This window comes from Pseudomonas sp. TNT2022 ID1044, from assembly GCF_028656895.1.
In the GTDB taxonomy this organism is placed as follows: Bacteria; Pseudomonadota; Gammaproteobacteria; order Pseudomonadales; family Pseudomonadaceae; genus Aquipseudomonas; species Aquipseudomonas reinekei.
Window position 1 is genome coordinate 119,620 of the sequence record NZ_JAMDHB010000007.1, and the last position, 20,446, is coordinate 140,065.

Sequence of the window (20,446 nt, forward strand, 5' to 3'; positions counted from 1 at the left end):
TGGCAATCCTCGGGTGATCTAGAACGGCACGCGTCCCAGGATCATGTCGCGATACATGACGAAATCACCGAGCAGGCTGTAGAAAGGGTGCTGAAACGTAGCGGGACGATTCTTCTCGAAGAAGAAATGCCCGACCCACGCAAAGGTGTATCCGGCCAACGGCAAGGCCCACAACAGCATCCACGCGCCTCGGCCGATGGTCAGCGCCAGAATGAAAATAACCAGTGTCGTGCCGATAAAGTGCAATCGTCGGCAGGTACTGTTGCTGTGTTCGCTGAGGTAATACGGGTAGAACTCAGCGAAGCTGTTGAAACGCTTGATGTTTTCCACGACTGCGATCTCTGTGGTTATTGTTCTGACTGCAAGTTGTTCTGCGGGTAGCTTATTTGAGTCTAGAGTGATCATTGGCATCAGCCAGTGACAATGGGCGCCACTTTAGTATCCTTCGGAAATGGGCCGTAGCACGTGGCCATCATGTAAGACACCGACATGAGCGAAAGAACGACTTCTGCAAGCTGGGCGATGGGGATTGTCAAAGCACTGGAAATGGACGGCCTGGATTGCCGGGTACTGTTCAAGCAGCTAGGGCTCGACTATGCGGCACTGGATGATCCGGATGCGCGCTTCCCGCAAGATTCCATGACGCGACTCTGGCAACGTGCGGTTGAGCTGTCCGGCAACCCGGCGATTGGCCTGAACATGGGCAAGGTGGTGCGACCCGCTCAGTTTCATGTGGCTGGCTACGCCTTGATGTCCAGCCAGACCCTGGCCGAAGGTTTCAAGCGCCTGGTGCGTTACCAGCGGATCATTGCCGAAAGCGCCGACCTGAGCTTTCGCCTGCTGGATGAGGGTTATGCGCTGATCCTGACGGTGCATGGCGACCATTTACCGCCGACCCGTCAAAGCGCGGAGGCCTCGCTGGCTTGCGCCCTGGCACTGTGCGGCTGGTTGACCGGGCGCACGCTGCACCCGCGCAAGGTGCTGGTGCAGGGCGATCAACCGGCCAATATCGAACCCTATAAACAAGCCTTCCATGCGCCGCTGGTATTCAACGCACCGTACGATGCGCTGATCTTCGAACGTGCGGACATGGAAGCGCCGCTGCCGACCGCCAATGAGGCCATGGCGTTGTTGCATGATCGTTTTGCCGGTGAATACCTGGCGCGGTTTTCCGAGAGTCGCGTCACCCACAAGGCGCGGCAGGTGCTGTGCCGATTGCTGCCCCAGGGCGAACCCAAGCGTGATGCCGTGGCGCAGACGCTGCACCTGTCGCAACGCACGCTGCAGCGACGCTTGCAGGAAGAGGGCACGAGTTTTCAGACGTTGCTCGACGACACCCGGCGCGAACTGGCCGAACAGTATTTGGCGCAACCCAGCATGACGTTGCTGGAAATTGCCTACCTGCTGGGCTTCGCCGACCCGAGCAATTTCTTCCGCGCCTTCCGCCGCTGGTTCGACGCCACGCCCGGGGAGTACCGGGCGCGGCTGCTGCAATCGCCAGCGATGGTCAATGGCGCCAGAACGCCGGAATACACAACACAAACACCGTAATGATCTCGAGCCGGCCAAGGAGCATGCCGAACGAGAGAATCCACTTGGCGGCGTCCGGCAGGGTGGCGAAGTTGCCTGCCGGGCCGATGGTCTCGCCCAGGCCGGGGCCAACGCCGGACACGGTGCTGGCGGCGCCGGTCAGGGCCGTCATCCAGTCCACGCCCAGCAGTGACAGCAACAGCGCGATCACGCAGATGGTAATGGCGAAGAAGAACGAGAAGGTCAGGATCGAACGGACGATTTCTTCGTCGAGCCGGTGACCGTTGTACTTCTGCTTGATCACCGCGCGCGGGTGAATCAGTTGGTTAAGGTTGGCCTTGAGCAGGATGTAGGCCACCTGGAAACGGAAAATCTTGATCCCGCCGGCGGTCGAGCCGGAGCAGCCGCCAACGAAGCCCAGATAGAAGAACAGCATCAGCGAGAAATTGCCCCACAGGCTGTAGTCCCCCAGCGCGAAGCCGGTGGTGGTCACCACCGATGTCACGTTCAGCGCCACATGCCGCAACGCTTCCAGCCAGTGCAGCTGGGTGGTCCACCAATACCAGGTGCCGAGCACCAGCCAGGTCACCAGCAACATGCCGAGCAAGCCTTGCACCTGCTGATCCTTGATCAGCGCCCGGCGGTTACCGCGCAGGGTCGCCACGTACAAGGTGAACGGCAGGCTGCCAAGAATCATGATGACGATCGCTACCCAGTGCACCGCCGGTTGCGTCCACTTGGCCAGGGATTGGTCCGAGGTGGAGAAACCGCCGGTGGAGATCGCTGACATCGCATGGTTGATCGCATCGAACGGACTCATCCCGGCCCACCAGAACGCCAGGCTGCCGAATATGGTAATGCCGACATAGGCTGCCACGATCAGGCGCGCCACCATGTGCGAGCGAGGCATGACTTTCTCGGAACGGTCCGACGACTCGGTCTGAAACAGGCGCATGCCACCGATACGCAGCAGCGGCAGAATCGCGACCGCCATGCCGATAAACCCGATGCCGCCGATCCAGTGCAGCAATGAGCGCCACATCAGGATGCCGGGGGACATGTCGTCCAGATGATTGAGCACCGTCGCCCCGGTGGCGGTGATGCCGGACATGCTTTCGAAGAACGAGTCGGTGTAGCTGATGTGCTGGGTCAACAAAAAGGGCAGCGCGGCAAAGATACAGACCAGCAGCCAGCTGCTGACGGTCAGCAGGTACATGTCCCGTGGCCGCAGGTGTACGTGTTCGGGGCGCCCGGGGATGACCAGGGCGAGGCCGGCGACAAAGGTGATCATGCTGGCCCAGAGGAACGACGGCAGGTCACCGGTGCGTTCGAAGATCACCAGCGTGGCCATGGGCACGACCATGGCGATGGCCAGGGTGATCAGGAAGATGCCGATGATGAAACCAATGAGACGTAAGGTCGGCAACGCCATGAAGTCCGCTCGGGCTGAAATAGGGAAGGGCGCCATTCTACCTGCGAGGCAGGGCATGTAAACCGCACTGCCAGAGTAGTTACCGCTAGAATAGCCGCACAATTTTTTTTGGAGGTGGCCGATGCAGGCTCTCGACGCTTTGCTCAACCGTGTTTCCGTTCCACGACTGCTTGATCCCGCGCCCACTGCCGAGCAGCGCGAAGTGTTGTTCGGCGCAGCCATGCGCGCACCGGACCATGGTCACTTGCAACCTTGGCGGTTCCTGACGGTAGAGGGCGCAGCGCGCGAGCAAATGGGCGAGTTGCTGGCAGAAGCCGCGAAGCTGCAGGACGGTGAAGTCACTGAGGCTGCCATCGACAAGGCCCGTAACGGCCCGTTACGCGCACCCTTGGTAGTTGTGGTGATCGCGCGTGTGCAAGAACACGTCAAGTATCCGAAGTCCGAGCAATTGCTGGCGGCGGGATGTGCGGCCCACGGGATTTTGCTGGCGGCTTACGCGCAAGGCATCGGCGCGGTCTGGCGCACCGGCGACCTGGCGTACTCGCCGCATGTGGCCAAGGGCCTTGGCCTGGCGGAAGGCGAAGAGGTGATTGCCTTCCTGTACCTCGGCACACCGCAGAAAGAACCGCGGGTGGCGGAGAAGGTGGATCTGGCCGAGTTCGTCAGCGCCTGGTCCGGTAAAGCCTGATACTGCAAAACCCGCAGGAGCAAGCTTGCTCCTACAGTAGTTGTGCGGTGTTACGCCATCGCCCCCGGCACCAACGGAAATTCCAGGCTGGCAATAAACCCGCCCTCCGGGTGATTGGCCAGTACCAGGCTGCCGCCATGGCGCTCCGCCGCACGTCGTGCGATGGCCAGGCCCAGGCCATGGCCGGCGGCTGTCTGGCCGGGGGCACGATAGAACGGTTCACCGAGCTGATTCAAATGCTCGGCGTTTACCCCCGGCCCGTGATCGCGCACGGTCACGACAATTTTCTCGCCGTTGCGCAGCGCCTGCATTTCAATCGGCAGCCCCCCTGACGGATTGAAGCGCTGGGCATTGCGCAGCAGGTTGTCCACGGCGCGCTCGATCATGGTCGGCCAGCCCGTGAGGTTCAACTGCGGTTCAGCCTCCAGATGGACGAGCTGGTCGGGCACACCCAGTTGAGCATCCTTTTGCAGGGCATGGAGCAGCGCATTGAGATCCACGTCTTCAGCGCTGGCGTTATCGGCATCGACGCGCGCCAATACCAGAATCTCGCTGATCAACGCTTCGAGCCGGTCGCATTCGCGGGTCAGGCGCGGCCAGAGCTTTTCCCGTTCTTCGGGCGTGGCCCGTTCGGCCAATGCCAGCGCAATGCGCAGGCGGGCGAGGGGCGAGCGCAGTTCGTGGGACACGTCACGCAGCAACTGCCGCTGACTGCCGATCAGGCTTTGCAGGCGGGCGCCCATGCGGTTGAAGTCATTGGCCAGCACGCCGAATTCATCACGGCGGTTGGCCAGTTTGACCAGGCTGTTCTGTTGATAGGTAGTTTGTCCCAGGTCATGCACGGCGCCGCGTAAACGACTGAGCGGGCGGGTGATGGACAGGGTGACGAACAGGCTGAACAGGGTCAGCACCACCAGCGCGATACCCAGCGCACTCAAGGGCCAGAGCAGGCTTTCGCGGTGCCAGGCGTCCAGCTCCGGGTGCGGTATGCGGTAGATGAACAGGTAGGTGTCACCGGTTTTTTCGCTGGTGAACTCGTCGGTCAGGCGCCGCCATGGCAGGCGTCGGTCATCATTGTTCTGTCGCGCCTCAAAGGCGGCCGCACGTTTGGGGAAGGTACCGCGCACCACCGGATCGCCGCTCTCATTGAGCACCTGGACGTCGACGTGATACTGGTGTTTGCGTTCATGCAGAAGGTCCTGGGCAGCGTCCTCACCCTGGGATTCGTAGGTTTGCGTCCATTGTTCGGCCAAGGTGTTGAGGCCCGGATGGCGGCTGAGAATCCACGCATCCTGGTTGAGCATGTGCCCGAGCAGAATGGAAAGCCCTGCAACCAGAGCGATCGCCAGCCAGAAGCTGGCCAGAATCCGCCAGAACAATGAGCGCACAGATAATCCTCGAACTGACACAAACCTGTGTGGGAACGAGCCTGCTCGCGAAAGCGTCGGCACATTCAACATCAACGTGGCTGAAAGAACGCTATCGCGAGCAAGCTCGCTCCTACAGTAGATCAAAAACATCAAACCCAACGGTATTCAGCCGTTGGGTCCGGGGTTAACGCATTATTGCGCTTTTTGCGGCTGTTGCGCTTTCCAGGCCTTGAATTCAGCCCATTCGGCGCGACGCTCAGCCTTCTTTTTCTGGATTTCGTCGAATTGCTTCTGTTGATCCGGTTTCAGCAAGGCGCGTACATCCGCCTCGGCTTTTTTGTGGTTCGCGGCCATTTCGTCTTTCATGGCTTTCTGGTCGGCTGGCGAGAGTTTTTCCAGGTACTTGTCGACCACTTGCTTACGCTCGTGCATCTGCTCGCCCATGATCTTGCGAATCTGCTCGCGCTGTTCGCGGCTCAGGTCCAGCTGGCTGTACGGGCCTTTACCGTGCATGCCATGCATCTGACCGCCGTGGCGCGGGCCGTCCATCGGGCCACCCATCGGGCCGGCGCCTTCAGGCATGGCCATGGCTACGGTCGGCAGAGCGGCGGCGAACATCAGAGCGATAAGAGTCTTGCGCATGGTGAATCTCCTTGTCTCATTCCCGGTACGTTCCGGATGAGTACAGATTACGCAGATCAAGGTCAGCGGCGGTCAGCGGTAGGTAAAGCTTGAGTAAAGAAGATTTCATCAATGGCTGACATAACGCCATGTGGGGATAGTGGTCTGTGGCGAGGGAGCTTGCTCCCGCTGGGCTGCGAAGCGGCCCCAAAGATAGACTGCTGCGCAGTCAACGGGAGCAAGCTCCCTCGCCACAGGTTGCACCATGCCGGCTTTTTTTCGCTTTACAGGCTGTAGTAATAGCCGCGGCTGCGCAGGGCCACGATGCGCGGACGGCCATCCGGGTGCGGGCCGATTTTTTTGCGCAGGTTGCTGACGTGCATGTCCAGGCTGCGGTCATACAGGGTCAGCTTGCGGCCGAGGGCGATTTGCGCGAGTTCCTGTTTGTCCAGTGGTTCGCCGGGTTGCTTGAGCAAGGCTTCGAGCAGACGGCTTTCGGACACCGTCAGGGTCAGTTCCTTCTCATCGATGCTGACTACACCGCGCACCGGGCTGAAACACAGGTCGCCCAGTTCCAGCTGACTGGACACCGCGGCCGGATGGCTGCGACGCAACACGGCGCGCAGCCGGGCGGTCAGCTCACGCGGGTCGCAAGGTTTGGCCAGGTAATCGTCGGCACCCAGTTCCAGGCCGAGGATGCGGTCCAGAGGTTCGCCGCGCGCCGAGAGCATCAGCACGGGTAAATCCGGGTGATCGCTGCGTAACTGCTTGAGCAGTTCCAGGCCGCTGCCGTCGGGCAGCATCACATCCAGCACCACGGCCGCCGGCGAGGTTTCAGCCAGTGCACGACGGGCACTCTGGCCATCGTGGCAGGCGCGGACCTGAAAGCCTTCCTGACTCAGCCAACTGCTCAGGAGCTCACACAGCTCCTGGTCATCATCAATTAGTAACAGCTCGCTCATGACTCACTCAATTTAGCCATTGTCGACGTTTTCGCCTTGCACCACTGGCGAAGATACCGCAGAGCAGGGCCAATAGCGCTACCCCGGCGCCGATAACGAACCACTGCTGCTGATCAGTCAGCAACCGAGGCAGCACGCTGCCGGCCTGGGCTTCCTTGAGTTGCAGCTTCAGACGCTGGTTCTCCTGGCGCAACCGGGCCAGCTGGGCGCTTTCACGTTCGCCATCGGCATTCTGCAATTGTTTGCTCAGTTCTTCTCGTTGCCGTTCGCTTTCTTTCAAGCGTTGCTGCAACTCGTTGATCTGGCTGCCGGCGCTCAGGGACAAAGGCGTCGAACCGCCGCCCTCGGCGCTATCTTCTCCGTGGGCGGGGGCCATGATCGATAACGTGACCAATAACAGACACAACGGACCTTTGCGCATCGCGACTCCTGATTCCAATACGAGTATTGGGAAGTTGTCGGCCGGCAAACGAGAATAATGAGCGATTGAGAACGCGATGAACCGATAAGGTTCATCGCGTGAGAGGGCGTTACGGCAGGACTTGCTTGAACGGCTTGACCAGAACGTTGGCGTAGACGCCTGCGGCGATGTACGGATCAGCATCGGCCCAGGCCTGGGCGGCGCTCAGGGAATTGAATTCGGCGACGATCAGGCTGCCGGTGAAACCGGCTGCGCCCGGATCATTGCTGTCGACAGCCGGATGCGGGCCGGCCAGAACGATGCGACCTTCACCCTTGAGCACTTGCAGACGCTCAAGGTGCGCAGGCCGTGCGGCCAGGCGGGCTTCCAGGGAGTTGGCGACGTCTGTGGCAATGATTGCGTAAAGCATGTCAGTCCTCGATTTTTGGCGTTGTGGTATCGGCGTCGTGCAGATGACGGGACAGGTAGATGCCCTGGCCAATCAGGAACAGCAAGGTCATGCCCAGGCTGCCGAAGACCTTGAAGTCGACCCAGTAGCTCTGGAAGGTGAACGCGACGAACAGGTTGGCGGCACCGCAAAACAGGAAAAACACGATCCAGGCGATGTTCAGGCGTGTCCAGACCGGGTCCGGCAAAGTCAGCGCGTGGCCCATGATGCGTTTGATCAGCAGGCGATCACCGATAAAGTGGCTGCCGATGAAACCCAGGGCGAACAGCCAGTTGACCACCGGCGCCTTCCACTTGAGGAAGGTTTCGCTGTGGAAGGCCAGGGTCAGGCTGCCGAAGACCAGGCAGGCGATTAGGGTCAGCCACTGGCTCTTCTCCAGCTTGCGCTGTTTGATGAACAGCGTGCCGTAGACCACCAGCGAACTGATGATCAGCATCGCGGTGGCACTGTAAATACCGCCTACAGTTACCTCATGGCCGGCGATATCGACGACCCGTGGATCAATTTTGAAAACGATGAAAAACAGCAGGAGCGGGATGAAATCGATGAATTGTTTCACAGTGGCAGCCAGAAGCAGGATGTGGCGGCATAATAACAAACATATGGGCGCGCGATAGCGCCAGCTGATTTGAGGTTACAAAGCCCTGTGAATGTTGATTTGCACTGCCATAGCACGGCCTCCGATGGCGCCCTGGCGCCTGCGGTACTGGTTGCGCGTGCGTTCGAGAAAGGCGTGCGAGTCCTGGCCCTGACCGATCACGACACCCTCGAAGGCATCGCTGAGGCCCGGGAAGCGGCGAACGCGCTGGGGATGCAACTGGTCAACGGCGTCGAATTGTCCTGCACCTGGGGTGGCGCGACCATTCATGTTCTGGGCTACGGTTTTGATGTCAATGCCGCACCGTTGGTCGAAGCGATTGCCAAATTGCACGATGGCCGCTGGCTACGGTCCGAAGAAATAAGTCGCAAACTGGCGTTGAAGGGCATGCCGGGGGCGCTGGAAGGCGCCCGGGAAATCCAGCAGGAGCTGGGGGACAGTGGCAACGCACCGGCCCGCCCGCACTTTGCCGACTGGATGGTACGCGAAGGTTTGGTAAAGGATCGCGCCGAAGCGTTCCGCAAATGGCTGGGCGCCGGCAAATTGGGGGACGTCAAGCAACACTGGCCGACCCTGGAAGAAACCGTCGACACCCTGCGCGCGGCCAAGGCCTGGGTCAGTCTGGCCCACCCTTGGCATTACGAGTTCACTCGCAGCAAGCGTCGTCGCCTGATTGCCGACTATATTCAAGCAGGCGGCCACGCGATCGAAGTGGTCAATGGTTACCAGCCCGCCGACCAAGTGGGCAGCCTGGCCATTCTTGCCCGCGAGTTCGGTCTGCTGGTCAGCGCTGGCAGTGATTTCCATGGCCCAGGCGGGTGGTCGGAAATCGGTGAGTACCGCCCGCTCCCGGAGGATCTGCCACCCCTGTGGTGTCGATTCAAACATGACCCAGTTATTGCCGCCGTCTGAACAGGTAGAGAATGTGAGTCAATTTTTCCAGATTCATCCGGAAAACCCGCAAGCGCGCCTGATTAAACAGGCTGTCGAGATCATTCGTAGCGGCGGGGTGGTGATTTATCCCACGGACTCCTCCTATGCAATCGGTTGCCAGATTGGTGACAAGGTCGCCGTGGAACGCGTGCGCCGCTTGCGTGGGCTGGACGACAAACACAACTTTGCGCTGATCTGCAGCGACCTGTCGCAACTGGGCCTGTTCGCCAAGATCGACACCGGCACCTTCCGTATTCTCAAGGCTCACCTGCCAGGGCCATACACCTTCATTCTCAACGCCACGCGTGAAGTGCCGCGGCTGTTGCTGCACCCGAAAAAACGCACCATCGGCTTGCGGGTGCCCAGCCATCCGATCGCGTTGGCCTTGTTGGATCAACTCGGCGAACCGCTGATGAGCGTGAGCCTGATCATGCCCGGCGAGACTGACCCGATGTTTGATCCTTACGAAATGCGCCAATTGCTCGAGCATCAGGTCGACCTGATCATCGACGGCGGTTTCGGCGGGATCAAGGCGTCCACGGTGATCAACCTCGCCGACGGCGAACCGGAAGTGATCCGCGTCGGTTGCGGCGATCCAGCGCCGTTCATGGCCGAGGCGTAGATGTCTGCAGTAGAACCCGTCGACAGTCAGGCCGGAGCCCAGCAAGAGCTGCCGTTCGCCATGGTCTATGGCCAGGCGGTCATGGAAATGCCGCTGGACCTGTACATCCCGCCGGATGCCCTGGAGGTCTTTCTCGAGGCGTTCGAAGGTCCGCTCGACCTGTTGCTGTACCTGATCCGCAAACAGAACATCAACATCCTTGACATCCCGGTGGCGGAAATCACCCGCCAGTACATGGGTTATGTCGAGTTGATGCAGTCGGTGCGCCTGGAGCTGGCGGCGGAATACCTGGTGATGGCCGCGATGCTGGCCGAGATCAAGTCGCGGATGTTGCTGCCGCGGGCCGAAACCGTCGAAGAAGAGGAAGACGACCCGCGCGCCGAACTGATCCGCCGCTTGCAGGAGTACGAGCGTTTCAAGGCCGCCGCCGAAGGCATCGACGGCCTGAGCCGCGTCGGTCGCGATGTGCTGGTGCCCAAGCTCGACGCCCCTGAGGCGCGGGCGCGCAAGCTGTTGCCGGATGTGCGTTTGTCAGAGTTGTTGATGTCCATGGCCGAAGTGTTGCGCCGTGGCGACATGTTTGAAAGCCATCAGGTCAGCCGTGAGGCGCTATCGACCCGCGAACGCATGAGCGATGTGCTGGAGCGGCTCAAGGGCGGCGGTTTCGTGCCGTTTGTCGAGCTGTTCACCGCTGAAGAAGGGCGCCTGGGGGTTGTCGTGACGTTCATGGCCATCCTCGAACTGGTCAAGGAATCCTTGGTCGAGTTGGTGCAGAATGAGCCGTTCGCCGCGATCCATGTGCGAGCCCGAGCCGAATAACGAGTTTAATCATGAACCTGAGTGAACCCCGCGAGCTGGCGCCATTGCTTGAAGCCTTTCTGTTGGCCTCGGGAAAGCCGCAATCCCTGGAACGACTGTTCGAACTCTTCGAAGAAGGCGAGCGGCCGGATCCGGCGGTTTTCAAGAAGGCCCTGACCATTCTGGGTAAATCCTGCGATGGCCGTGCGTACGAGCTCAAAGAAGTGGCTTCCGGCTACCGCCTGCAAATTCGCGAGAAGTTCTCGCCGTGGGTCGGCCGATTGTGGGAAGAGCGGCCGCAGCGTTATTCGCGGGCCATGCTCGAAACCATCGCGCTGATCGCCTATCGACAGCCGATCACCCGGGGCGAAATTGAAGATGTGCGGGGCGTGGCGGTCAACAGTCAGATCGTCAAGACGCTGATGGAGCGCGAATGGATTCGCATCGTCGGCTACCGCGACGTGCCGGGCAAACCGGCGATGTTCGCCACCACCAAGGCGTTTCTCGATCACTTCAACCTGAAAAACCTCGACGACCTGCCACCGCTGGCGGAACTGCGCGAGCTGGAACCCGATCCGGTGCTCGACTTTGACGACGCACCTGTGCCGGCATCGTTGCAAGAACTGGCAGACGCCAGCGCCGAACCGGAAGAGCCGAAGGAAGAAACCAGCTTCCACACGCTGTTGCTGGAACTGGACAGCATGGAAGAGGGGATCAAGACCGACTTCGACGACTTGTTGCGTGATGGTGAGCTGCCGGCGATTGATCCGGAGCAGCCTGACGTCGAAGCGGTACAGGTGGATTTGCCGGTTGAGCCTGAAGCAGAACCTGAAGCCGAGCCTGAGCAAGAAGACGACATCCTCGGCGTTGCCGAAGCCCGCGAAAAACTCCTGGCCGCCGTTGCGGCCCTGGAACAGCCGAAACCCGAGCCAGAACTGTCCGACGAAGAAGCCGAAGCCCTGGCCCTGGCCGAAGCCATCGAGGCCGAACGCCGCGAATTCGAAGACTGATCCTGTAGGAGCCGGCTTGCTGGCGATGGCATCACCGCGGTTCCTCAGGTTCACCGTGTGGATGCCATCGCCAGCAAGCCGGCTCCTACAGAAGGTTGGCAACCCTCGTGATCACCGGCCGGCGGAAAAGCCAATAACCTTGCATTCATCAGCTAGTCTCTGATGCGCAAACGCGTTCATGCGCGTATGATTCGCGACCCTTCGGCGATCCCTTCGCCCGAGTACCCTGTTTTCAGAACACACCGGGAGGTGCCCAGATGAGTATCAAAGACCAGAAAGACGACCAGGAAATCGGCCCAGCAGGCGAAAAACTGCAGAAAGTCCTCGCCCGTATCGGCGTCGGCTCGCGCCGTGACGTGGAAGCCTGGATCAGCCACGGCCGCATCAAGGTCAACGGCAAAGACGCCACCCTTGGCCAGCGCGTCGACATGCACGACGCCATCACCATCGATGGCAAGGTGATCAAGCGCGAAGAAGCTGCCGAGTCGGTCCGCCGCGTGATCATGTACAACAAGCCCGATGGCGAGATCTGCACCCGTGTCGACCCGGAAGGTCGTCCGACCGTGTTCGACAAGATGCCAAAGCCGAAAGAAGGCCGCTGGATCAACATCGGTCGCCTCGACATCAACACCACCGGTTTGCTGATGTTCACCACCGACGGTGAGCTGGCCAACCGCCTGATGCACCCTTCCTACGAAATGGACCGTGAATACGCGGTACGTGTGCGTGGCGAAGTCGATGACGAGATGATCGAGCGCCTGAAGGCTGGTGTTGTTCTCGAAGACGGCCCGGCCAAGTTCACCGACATCAAGCAGGCACCTGGTGGTGAAGGTTTCAACCACTGGTATCACTGCGTGGTGATGGAAGGTCGCAACCGCGAAGTTCGTCGCCTGTGGGAATCCCAGGGTCTGGTGGTCAGCCGTCTGAAGCGCGTGCGTTTCGGGCCGGTGTTCCTCAACTCCGACCTGCCGATGGGCCGCTGGCGCGAAATGAGCCAGTACGAAGTCGACATTCTGAGTGCAGAAGTTGGCTTGACGCCGGTCGCGATGCCGCAGATGAACGCCAAGAGCAAAGACAAGCTTGACCGGATGCAGCGCAAATCGTCGCGGCCGATGGCCAAGACCGAGCGCGTGCGCACCCTGCGTCCAGCCGCTGGCGCCGCCGCACCGGCCGCGCCACGCGCAAGCCGTGAGCCGCAGATCGAAGGTGAGCGCCCGGGTCGCAAGCCAGCGGCCCGTCAGGACGGTGAGCGCGGCCCGCGTACGCCGCGTCCGGCCAATGGCCGTACCGAGCGTGGCGAAGGTCGTGGTACGCCGGTAGCGGATCGTCCAGCCGACACCAAGCGTCCGGCCAAGCCGGCGCCGAAGCGTCCTGGCATCAGCCTGGTTGACGGTGACAAGCCATCGGGCAAGCGCCGCGGTGCACCGGCCGGTTCGGGCCAGCGTCCTGGTTTTGGTCGTCGCAAGCCTGAGTAATCGGTGAGCGCTTCATAAAAAACGCCAACCCTCGGGTTGGCGTTTTTTTGTGCCTGGTTTTAGCTCTGTGGTGTTTTCGAGGTCGCCTTCGCGAGCAGGCTCGCTCCCACAAGGGATCGCATTTCTATGGAACAACCCGGTCTCCTGTGGGAGCGAGCCTGCTCGCGAAAGCGCCAGTCGCCACACCGGATATTGCGAAGTGGAAAGACTGAATTACGCCATGTAAAGAAAACCTGACGGAATTCGCAGATTAGTCCCGTGAAACCTCAGCTTCGCGGATGTCGTAAGAAAATTTTTACGATCAGATCTCTCCGGAGCTTCTCCCACCCCTCTAACTCGCTTGTTTCCGCGCCCCATGCAAGGTGTTATGCGCGCCATGCCTGTCGTGCAGGTGCATAACAAAAAGGAGGCGCAATGAACGCCGCAATCCGTTTCCAGTTCTCCGCCCGGGGTGTTTTTTCTGTCGCCCCCGCCAATGATCCGCAAGGGTCTGACCCTTTATTTGCAGCCGCTCGAGTCTCTCGGGGCGGACACAGGCAATCCCGGCAATAGACACGCTTGTCCAGCGGGTCTGGCAGCAGGGGGTTAGCGGTGTACAATGCGCGCGTTTTACCTGTGACCTCCTGCGCATCTGCGCAATTCTCAAGGCTATCCGCCTTGTTCACTCCGCCGCGTCACGAGCGTGTCGGGTTCGATTTCGTCACAGATAAAAACAAACAGGTGACGCATGACCGTTGTAAATACGCTGAACTCCTGGTGCCTGCGCTGGGGTTTGATCGGTGCCGCTTAACGCCTTTCTTGAGCAGCAACGTCTTCTGAACATCATCAAACCTTGCGTGAGACCCTTTTCATGAGTGGACAAAACTCGCATTCAGGCGAGCTGAAACGCGGCCTGAAAAATCGCCACATTCAACTGATCGCCCTCGGTGGCGCGATCGGTACCGGTTTGTTCCTCGGCTCGGCCGGGGTACTGAAATCCGCCGGCCCATCGATGATTCTCGGCTACGCCATTTGCGGCTTCATTGCCTTCATGATCATGCGCCAACTGGGCGAAATGATTGTCGAAGAGCCGGTGGCTGGTTCCTTCAGCCACTTCGCGCACAAGTACTGGGGCGGTTTTGCCGGGTTTCTGTCGGGCTGGAACTGCTGGATCCTGTACATTCTGGTAGGCATGTCCGAGCTGACCGCGGTCGGCAAATACATCCACTACTGGGCACCGGACATCCCGACCTGGGCTTCCGCCGCTGCCTTCTTCCTGCTGATCAATGTGATCAACCTGGCCAACGTCAAAGTGTTTGGCGAAGCCGAGTTCTGGTTTGCGATCATCAAGGTCGTGGCGATTGTCGGCATGATCGGCCTGGGCAGCTACCTGTTGGTCAGCGGTAACGGCGGCCCGCAAGCGGCGGTCAGCAACCTGTGGACCCACGGCGGCTTCTTCCCCAATGGCATCAGTGGTCTGGTGATGGCCATGGCGATCATCATGTTCTCCTTCGGCGGCCTGGAAATGCTCGGTTTCACCGCAGCCGAAGCCGACAAGCCGAAAACCGTGATCCCGAAAGCCATCAACCAGGTGATCTACCGGATCCTGATTTTCTACATCGGTGCACTGGTCATCCTGCTGTCGTTGACGCCTTGGGACAGTCTGCTGACCACACTGAACGCCTCCGGTGATTCCTACAGCGGCAGCCCGTTCGTGCAGGTGTTCTCGATGCTGGGCAGCAACACCGCCGCGCACATCCTCAACTTTGTGGTCCTGACCGCGGCGTTGTCGGTGTACAACAGCGGCACCTACTGCAACAGCCGGATGCTGCTGGGCATGGCCGAGCAGGGCGATGCGCCGAAAGCGCTGGCGAAGATCGACAAGCGCGGCGTGCCGGTACGTTCGATCCTGGCTTCGGCTGCGGTGACGTTGATCGCGGTTCTGCTGAACTACCTGATTCCGCACAGCGCGTTGGAACTGCTGATGTCGCTGGTGGTTGCGACCCTGGTGATCAACTGGGCGATGATCAGCTTCTCGCACTTCAAGTTCCGCCAGCACATGAACAAGACCAAACAAACGCCGCTGTTCAAGGCCCTGTGGTACCCGTACGGGAACTACGTCTGCCTGGCGTTCGTGGTGTTCATCCTTGGCGTGATGCTGTTGATCCCGGGGATTCAGATATCGGTATATGCGATTCCGGTGTGGGTCGTGTTCATGTGGGTCTGCTACAACATCAAGAACAAGCGCAGTGCACAGCGTGCAATGCAAGCCGCTGTGGAGTAATTCTCCGCACAAACAACAAACCCGGCCATGTGCCGGGTTTGTTGTTTTCAAGGATCACACAGACGCCATCGCGAGCAGGCTCGCTCCCACAGTGGTGATGTCATTCGCGGTATCCTGCACGTTCTGAATACGGACGCTTTTCCATGCTGGTGATTTCCAACAATGTGCATCTGCCGGATGCCGAGATCGAGCTGACCGCCATTCGTGCCCAGGGCGCGGGTGGGCAGAACGTCAACAAGGTGTCGAGCGCCGTGCACCTGCGCTTCGACATTCCGGCCTCGTCCTTGCCCGAGTTCTACAAGGAACGGCTGCTGGCGCTGCGCGACAGCCGCATCACCAGCGATGGCGTGCTGATCATCAAGGCCCAGCAATACCGGACCCAGGAGCAGAACCGCGCCGATGCCCTGGAGCGTTTGGTCGACCTGATCCAGAGCGCCACCAAGGTCGAAAAGAAACGCCGCCCGACCAAGCCGACACTCGGTTCAAAGACGCGGCGGCTCGAATCCAAAAGCAAGCGCGGCAATATCAAGGCCGGGCGCGGCAAGGTCGACTTCTAACGCGTGTCGCGGGTTTCACGCTGCTTCGGTGCCTGACGGTACAAGTACACGCTGAGCGCCAGGCCGCTGAGTGCCGCCAGTGCGGCGAACAGGAAGATCGAAGCAAAGCCGAACCCGGCGGCAATCGCACCGGCCAGTGGTCCGGTGATCCCCAGCGACAGGTCGATGAACAGCGAATAAGCCCCCACCGCAGCGCCACGGCTGGAGGCGGGTACGAGGTTGACCGCTTCCACCCCCAGCGCCGGGAACACCAGCGAGAAACCGAAACCGCTCAATGCCGCACCTGCCAGCGCCCAGTGCGCGTCCGGTGCCAACCACAGCAGCAACAGGCCCAGGGTTTCCACCGACAAACAGGCAATCGCCACGCGAAAGCCGCCGAGGCGGTTGATCAGGTTGCCGAACAACAGGCGCGCGCCGATGAAGCTGGCGCCAAACAGGCTCAGGCACAGCACCGCGTTGTCCCAGTGCTGTGTGGCGTAATACAGGGTGATGAACGTGGCGATGGTGCCGAACCCGATGGAGCCCAAGGCCAGGCCACAGCCGTGGGGCAACACTCGGCCAAGCACATGCATGAAAGGCAAGCGCTCGCCGACAACGATCGGCGCGGCGGTTTTCGGCCAGGCCAGCAGCAGGCCAAAAACGGCCAGCAGCACGATACTCACGCCCATGCTCCACAAGCCCATTTTGCTGACCAGCAAAACACCCAGCGGCGCACCGATCGCCAGTGCGCCATAGCTGGCGATGCCGTTCCATGAGATGACCTTGGCGGTATTCGCCGCGCCCACCCGGCCGATGCCCCAGCCAATCGAACCGGACCCCACCAGGCTTTCGGCGCTGCCGAGGACCAGGCGGCCGATCAACAGGCTGATCAGGCTGAGCATCGGCAGGCTTTGGGTCCAGGCTGAAATCAGCATGAACACACCACTCAAGCCACAACCGGCCAGGCCATACATGACTGCCAGCTTGCTGCCTTTGTTGTCGATGATCTTGCCGGCGTACGGGCGGCTGAGCAGGGTGGCCAGGTATTGCACGCTGATGACCAGACCCGCGATCACCGCGCCGAAACCCAGGTCGCTGTGGACATAACCGGGCAATACGGCCAAAGGAATGCCGATGTTCAGATAGCCGATAAAAGTGAAAAGGACGATGGATACAACTTGCAGCGTGACCGCCATGGGGCGCTGGTTTTCAGGCATGGGTAAAGGTCCACGGTAAAGCAGGATAGATAGGCTGCTTATGATAGCGGTGCTGGCTGTCGTGGGTTGTGAAAAAGTAAAACTATTTGCCGGGCGGTGTCACTCGGGCTTGGCAGGGGCTACCAGTTGCGTTGTGACCAGTGCGGCCAAGGCATTTTCTTGCGTGCCGAAGCGGGCCAGCAAAGCGGCTTGTTTCTCGGGAGGGAGGCGATTCCAGATCTCGATCATTTTCTCGGCGGTACCGATCAGGACGCTGGCCTGGGCTTCGCTAAATTCATCGGTCATGGCTAAGGGCTCGTTTCAGGCAGTGTGGAAAGCGCATGTTAGCGCTTTCCACACGGTCTGTACGGCGGGTGTTTCAGTCTTCGCTGTCAGCCTGGCGGCTGTCAGGTGCTTCTTTGGGCTCGGGCTGTTGGGCACCGGCTTGTTGCGTGGTCGTCTGCTCAGGTACGTGCAGGCTTGGGAAGGGGAGATTAGGAATCTCGTGCATGGTTGCGCTCCTCGCTAAGTCTGTTGATAGATCTGGTAGATCCGCGCTTTTAAAAAAGCCTGGGCAGGATACAGCAGTAAAAATGACAATCGGACTTTTATATCCATCTGTTTCGACGGATGGGATTGTCTAGACATGACTGGAGGAGCGACCCAAAACAAATGGGGGAGCGAGCCTGCTCGCGAAAGCGGAGTGTCATTCAGCGGTGAAGTTCACTGATAGATCGCATTCGCGAGCAGGCTCGCTCCCACAGGGGCTTGCCGGGCCTGAAGGTTACTTGCAGACGCTGGCAATCGCCTCGGCCAGCAAATCCAGGCGCGTGGCATCAATCCCCGCCACGTTGGCCCGGCCCGAGCTGACCATGTACACGCTATGATGATCGCGCAGGTTCTTCACTTGCTCCGGCGACAGGCCGGTATAGGAGAACATCCCGCGCTGCACGCCAATGTGGGCAAATCGCTCGCGCAAACCGTGGGGCTCGAGTGCCTCGACCAGGCCGCTGCGCAGTTGGGCGATACGCAGGCGCATGGCTTCCACTTCGTCGGCCCACAGGCGTTTGAGCTCCGGGTCGCCGAGGATGGTTGCCACGACGGCAGCGCCATGGTCCGGCGGCGTCGACCACAAGTTGCGGGCGATGTTGGCCAATTGGCTGCGGATATCGGTGAGCTTGTCGGCGGTTTTCGCGCAGACAATCAGCGCGCCGGTGCGGTCGCGGTACAGGCCGAAGTTCTTCGAGCAGGAACTGGTGATCAGCACTTCCGGCAACTCAGCGGCGAACAACCGGGTCGACCAGGCGTCCTGCTCCAGACCATCGCCGAAGCCCTGGTAGGCGAAGTCGATCAGCGGCAGCAGTTGACGTTTGCGCACGACTTCGAGCACCCGGCGCCAATCGTCGTGGGACAAGTCGAAGCCGGTCGGGTTGTGGCAGCAGGCGTGCAGCAACACCACGTCGCCCTTGGGTGCTTCGTTGAGCACCGCGAGCATCGCGTCGACATCCAGACGGTTGTCACTGCCCACGTACGGGTAGTGGCTGACCTTGACCTTGGCCGCCGCGAAAATCGTTTCGTGGATCGGCCAGGTCGGATTGCTCAACCACACGCCACGGCCGGGCAGGCACTGGGCAATGAAGTCGGCGCTCAGGCGCAGCGCGCCAGTGCCGCCCGGGGTCTGGGTGGCGCCGGCCCGCTGTTGCGCGATCAACGTCGAGTCGGCGCCAAGCACCAATTCGTTGATCGCTTTGCCAAATGCAGGTTCGCCGTGACCGCCGATGTAAGTCTTGGTGGTTTGACGCTCCACCAGACGCGCCTCGGCCAGTTTCACCGACTGCGGAATGGGCGTCAGGCCTTGGGCGTCTTTATAGACACCCACGCCAAGGTCGAACTTGCGCGGGTTCGGGTCCTGCGCATAGGCCTCCATCAGGCCCAGGATCGGGTCGCCGGGCACGCGGCCAATGGCGTCGAAGTGCATTACTTGCGGCCCTCGGCGTCCTTGGCAACGATGTCAGTGCGCGCGGCCATGATGAAGTCGTTGCGGTGCAGGCCTTTGATCGAATGGCTCCACCAGGTCACGGTGACTTTGCCCCACTCGGTCAGCAGGCCCGGGTGGTGACCTTCGGCCTCGGAGATTTCACCGACGGCGTTGGTGAACGCCAGGGCGTGCTTGAAGTTCTTGAACAGGAAAATCTTTTCCAGCTGCATGATGCCGTCGCGGACTTCGATGTTCCAATCCGGGATCTGCTTGATCAGGATCGGCAATTCTTCGTCGCTGACTTGTGGAGCATCGGCGCGGCAGGCTTCGCAATGGGCTTGGGTGAGTGCGGTCATGATGTATTCCTGAAATCGAATGTTGGGAAATCGGCCGTCAGTAGCACCACGCTAATGCAAAGCGTGGGTTTACGACAGGCTCACTTGATCTTAAAAGTCGCGGTTCACGCAGCTTTTGGTTTTGGCGGAAATTTCGGTGCGTGCAGACCCATCTGCATCGCTTGCTTGACCATGCCCATGATGTCTTCGTGGGCGAGATCGAACAGACGCTTGAGGTTCGGCAGTGCGAAATACAGAGGTTGCAGGATGTCGATGCGGTACGGCGTGCGCATGCATTCCAGCGGATCGAACGGCTGATGCTCAGGCTCGTCCGACAGGCAGTAAACGGTTTCTTTCGGCGAGGACAGAATGCCGCCGCCGTAGATACGCTGGCCTTGCGGAGTATCGACCAGGCCGAACTCGATGGTCATCCAGTACAGACGCGCCAGGTACACGCGTTCTTCCTTGGACGCCTGCAGGCCAAGTTTGCCGTAGGTGTGGGTGAATTCGGCGAACCAAGGGTTGGTCAGCAGTGGGCAGTGGCCGAAGATCTCGTGGAAAATATCCGGCTCTTGCAGGTAATCCAGCTCTTCGCGGGTACGAATGAAGGTGGCCACCGGAAACTGCTTGCTGGCGAGCAATTCAAAAAAGGTCTGGAAGGGGATCAGTGCCGGCACGCGGGCGACCTGCCAACCGGTGGTTTCACCGAGGACCTTGTTGATCTCGCCCAATTGCGGAATGCGGTCGTGGGGCAGACCGAGTTTTTCGATACCGTCCAGGTACTCCTGGCACGCACGCCCTTCGATCACTTTCAGTTGGCGAGTGATCAGCGTGTTCCACACCGCGTGTTCCTCGGCGGGGTAGTCGATAAAACCTTGCGCATCGGGCTCGCGAGCCACGTATTGCGTCTGCTTCATGCTGCTCTCCTGCTAGGGGATTCGTTCTTGTTATGTGCTGCTATGGACCTAGGAATACCCCAAGGATTGCGTTCGTGCAGCAGGTGGTTCGAGGTGTGCGTAGGAAAATTCGCTGATATCCGTAAAATTTTCGTTACGAATGGGCGGTCATCGCGTAGATGCTGAGATTTTCGGGTTTGAAATCCGCCGTGCCTGTCACATAATCTTGACGACTATCTGCGTGTCTCGACAGAAAAGTCGGGCTAAACCTGTGGGAGCCAGCCTGCTGGCGATAGCGGCGAGTCATTCAACATCAATATTGCCTGATGCGATG

23 protein-coding genes are annotated in these 20,446 nt (G+C 60.1%); 9 read left to right on the plus strand and 14 right to left on the minus strand.

The window, feature by feature from the left end; all coding sequences use genetic code 11:
• Positions 1–18 precede the first annotated feature (18 nt).
• Entirely contained in the window at positions 19–330 is a 312-nt protein-coding gene (locus tag M5G20_RS10875) for a DUF962 domain-containing protein (RefSeq protein WP_075948932.1), read from the minus strand.
• 159 nt (positions 331–489) lie between these two features.
• Here M5G20_RS10875 and M5G20_RS10880 point away from each other — a divergent pair, with 159 nt between their 5' ends.
• A complete protein-coding gene (locus M5G20_RS10880; protein WP_273919138.1) occupies positions 490–1,551 on the plus strand; it encodes an AraC family transcriptional regulator in 1,062 nt (353 codons plus the stop codon).
• Here the strand turns inward: M5G20_RS10880 and M5G20_RS10885 are convergent.
• The gene (locus tag M5G20_RS10885; protein ID WP_273919139.1) at positions 1,508–2,962 is read right to left on the minus strand and encodes a TrkH family potassium uptake protein; all 1,455 of its coding nucleotides are present in this window, start codon (positions 2,960–2,962) and stop codon (positions 1,508–1,510) included. The genes M5G20_RS10880 and M5G20_RS10885 overlap by 44 nt on opposite strands.
• 121 nt (positions 2,963–3,083) lie before the next feature.
• Here M5G20_RS10885 and M5G20_RS10890 point away from each other — a divergent pair, with 121 nt between their 5' ends.
• On the plus strand, positions 3,084–3,650 hold the full coding sequence (locus tag M5G20_RS10890; protein WP_273919140.1) for an NAD(P)H nitroreductase: 567 nt from the start codon (positions 3,084–3,086) through the stop codon (positions 3,648–3,650).
• Positions 3,651–3,700: 50 nt separating this feature from the next.
• Here the strand turns inward: M5G20_RS10890 and M5G20_RS10895 are convergent, their stop codons facing one another.
• The 6 genes from M5G20_RS10895 to M5G20_RS10920 all read right to left on the minus strand — a co-directional run bounded on the left by M5G20_RS10895 (position 3,701) and on the right by M5G20_RS10920 (position 8,031).
• Positions 3,701–5,038 carry a sensor histidine kinase gene (locus M5G20_RS10895; RefSeq protein ID WP_273919141.1) on the minus strand — a complete coding sequence of 446 codons (1,338 nt, stop codon included), beginning with the start codon at positions 5,036–5,038 and terminating at the stop codon, positions 3,701–3,703.
• A gap of 174 nt (positions 5,039–5,212) precedes the next feature.
• Positions 5,213–5,662 carry a Spy/CpxP family protein refolding chaperone gene (locus M5G20_RS10900; protein ID WP_273919142.1) on the minus strand — a complete coding sequence of 150 codons (450 nt, stop codon included), beginning with the start codon at positions 5,660–5,662 and terminating at the stop codon, positions 5,213–5,215.
• 263 nt (positions 5,663–5,925) lie between these two features.
• Entirely contained in the window at positions 5,926–6,603 is a 678-nt protein-coding gene (locus M5G20_RS10905) for a response regulator transcription factor (protein WP_056853056.1), read from the minus strand.
• 7 nt (positions 6,604–6,610) lie between these two features.
• Positions 6,611–7,024, minus strand: coding sequence for a translation initiation factor 2 (locus M5G20_RS10910; RefSeq protein ID WP_273919143.1), 414 nt, complete (start codon positions 7,022–7,024; stop codon positions 6,611–6,613).
• Positions 7,025–7,133: 109 nt separating this feature from the next.
• Positions 7,134–7,433 (minus strand): YciI family protein, encoded by a 300-nt coding sequence (locus M5G20_RS10915; RefSeq protein WP_273919144.1) that lies wholly within the window; start codon positions 7,431–7,433, stop codon positions 7,134–7,136.
• A gap of 1 nt (position 7,434) precedes the next feature.
• A complete protein-coding gene (locus M5G20_RS10920; RefSeq protein WP_273919145.1) occupies positions 7,435–8,031 on the minus strand; it encodes a septation protein A in 597 nt (198 codons plus the stop codon).
• A gap of 87 nt (positions 8,032–8,118) precedes the next feature.
• Here M5G20_RS10920 and M5G20_RS10925 point away from each other — a divergent pair, with 87 nt between their 5' ends.
• The 7 genes from M5G20_RS10925 to arfB all read left to right on the plus strand — a co-directional run bounded on the left by M5G20_RS10925 (position 8,119) and on the right by arfB (position 15,728).
• Positions 8,119–8,982 (plus strand): PHP domain-containing protein, encoded by an 864-nt coding sequence (locus M5G20_RS10925; RefSeq protein WP_273919146.1) that lies wholly within the window; start codon positions 8,119–8,121, stop codon positions 8,980–8,982.
• Positions 8,983–8,995: 13 nt separating this feature from the next.
• Positions 8,996–9,625: an L-threonylcarbamoyladenylate synthase gene (locus tag M5G20_RS10930; RefSeq protein WP_150735022.1), complete on the plus strand. Its 630-nt coding sequence runs from the start codon at positions 8,996–8,998 to the stop codon at positions 9,623–9,625.
• 120 nt (positions 9,626–9,745) lie between these two features.
• Complete coding sequence (locus M5G20_RS10935; RefSeq protein ID WP_173668881.1) at positions 9,746–10,444, plus strand: segregation and condensation protein A; 699 nt, start codon at positions 9,746–9,748, stop codon at positions 10,442–10,444.
• Between the two features lie 11 nt (positions 10,445–10,455).
• Positions 10,456–11,433, plus strand: coding sequence for an SMC-Scp complex subunit ScpB (gene scpB, locus M5G20_RS10940; RefSeq protein WP_212626816.1), 978 nt, complete (start codon positions 10,456–10,458; stop codon positions 11,431–11,433).
• A gap of 257 nt (positions 11,434–11,690) precedes the next feature.
• Positions 11,691–12,908, plus strand: coding sequence for a 23S rRNA pseudouridine(2605) synthase RluB (gene rluB, locus M5G20_RS10945; RefSeq protein WP_273919147.1), 1,218 nt, complete (start codon positions 11,691–11,693; stop codon positions 12,906–12,908).
• Positions 12,909–13,758: 850 nt separating this feature from the next.
• Positions 13,759–15,171 carry an amino acid permease gene (locus M5G20_RS10950; RefSeq protein WP_273919148.1) on the plus strand — a complete coding sequence of 471 codons (1,413 nt, stop codon included), beginning with the start codon at positions 13,759–13,761 and terminating at the stop codon, positions 15,169–15,171.
• 143 nt (positions 15,172–15,314) lie between these two features.
• Positions 15,315–15,728, plus strand: a complete 414-nt coding sequence (gene arfB, locus M5G20_RS10955; protein WP_273919149.1) for an alternative ribosome rescue aminoacyl-tRNA hydrolase ArfB — start codon at positions 15,315–15,317, stop codon at positions 15,726–15,728.
• Here the strand turns inward: arfB and M5G20_RS10960 are convergent.
• The 6 genes from M5G20_RS10960 to phhA all read right to left on the minus strand — a co-directional run bounded on the left by M5G20_RS10960 (position 15,725) and on the right by phhA (position 20,133).
• Positions 15,725–16,924, minus strand: a complete 1,200-nt coding sequence (locus tag M5G20_RS10960; protein ID WP_273919150.1) for an MFS transporter — start codon at positions 16,922–16,924, stop codon at positions 15,725–15,727. The genes arfB and M5G20_RS10960 overlap by 4 nt on opposite strands.
• Positions 16,925–17,023: 99 nt before the next feature.
• Positions 17,024–17,209 (minus strand): hypothetical protein, encoded by a 186-nt coding sequence (locus M5G20_RS10965; protein WP_273919151.1) that lies wholly within the window; start codon positions 17,207–17,209, stop codon positions 17,024–17,026.
• Positions 17,210–17,282: 73 nt separating this feature from the next.
• Positions 17,283–17,414: a hypothetical protein gene (locus M5G20_RS10970; protein WP_263597132.1), complete on the minus strand. Its 132-nt coding sequence runs from the start codon at positions 17,412–17,414 to the stop codon at positions 17,283–17,285.
• A 273-nt stretch (positions 17,415–17,687) separates the two neighbouring features.
• Positions 17,688–18,881 (minus strand): amino acid aminotransferase, encoded by a 1,194-nt coding sequence (locus tag M5G20_RS10975; RefSeq protein WP_273919152.1) that lies wholly within the window; start codon positions 18,879–18,881, stop codon positions 17,688–17,690.
• Complete coding sequence (locus M5G20_RS10980; protein WP_056853042.1) at positions 18,881–19,237, minus strand: 4a-hydroxytetrahydrobiopterin dehydratase; 357 nt, start codon at positions 19,235–19,237, stop codon at positions 18,881–18,883. The genes M5G20_RS10975 and M5G20_RS10980 overlap by 1 nt, the downstream gene beginning before the upstream one ends.
• Positions 19,238–19,341: 104 nt before the next feature.
• Positions 19,342–20,133: a phenylalanine 4-monooxygenase gene (phhA, locus tag M5G20_RS10985; RefSeq protein ID WP_075948913.1), complete on the minus strand. Its 792-nt coding sequence runs from the start codon at positions 20,131–20,133 to the stop codon at positions 19,342–19,344.
• Positions 20,134–20,446: the final 313 nt, after the last annotated feature.